General features: G+C 41.0%; 1 rRNA gene. It reads left to right on the top strand.

Annotated elements, in window-relative coordinates:
* Nucleotides 1-144: 144 nt before the first annotated feature.
* Nucleotides 145-642, top strand: a 23S ribosomal RNA gene (locus JV528_RS14560); the annotation flags it as partial.

Here is a 642-nt window from a genome sequence, read left to right as displayed (position 1 = left end):
TTAAATCTTTTTATAAAAGAAAACGTTTAGCAGACAATGAGTTAAATTATTTTAAAGCAGAGTTTACTTATGTAAATGAGCATTTAAAATAATGAAAACGAAGCCGTATGTTAACGTTTGACTTATAAAAATGGTGGAAACATAGATTAAGTTATTAAGGGCGCACGGTGGATGCCTTGGCACTAGAAGCCGATGAAGGACGTTACTAACGACGATATGCTTTGGGGAGCTGTAAGTAAGCTTTGATCCAGAGATTTCCGAATGGGGAAACCCAGCATGAGTTATGTCATGTTATCGATATGTGAATACATAGCATATCAGAAGGCACACCCGGAGAACTGAAACATCTTAGTACCCGGAGGAAGAGAAAGAAAATTCGATTCCCTTAGTAGCGGCGAGCGAAACGGGAAGAGCCCAAACCAACAAGCTTGCTTGTTGGGGTTGTAGGACACTCTATACGGAGTTACAAAGGACGACATTAGACGAATCATCTGGAAAGATGAATCAAAGAAGGTAATAATCCTGTAGTCGAAAATGTTGTCTCTCTTGAGTGGATCCTGAGTACGACGGAGCACGTGAAATTCCGTCGGAATCTGGGAGGACCATCTCCTAAGGCTAAATACTCTCTAGTGACCGATAGTG

The organism is Staphylococcus sp. GDB20D11A, assembly GCF_016893255.1.
GTDB lineage: Bacteria > Bacillota > Bacilli > Staphylococcales > Staphylococcaceae > Staphylococcus > Staphylococcus aureus.
This window is presented reverse-complemented; position numbering and strand designations above follow the sequence as displayed.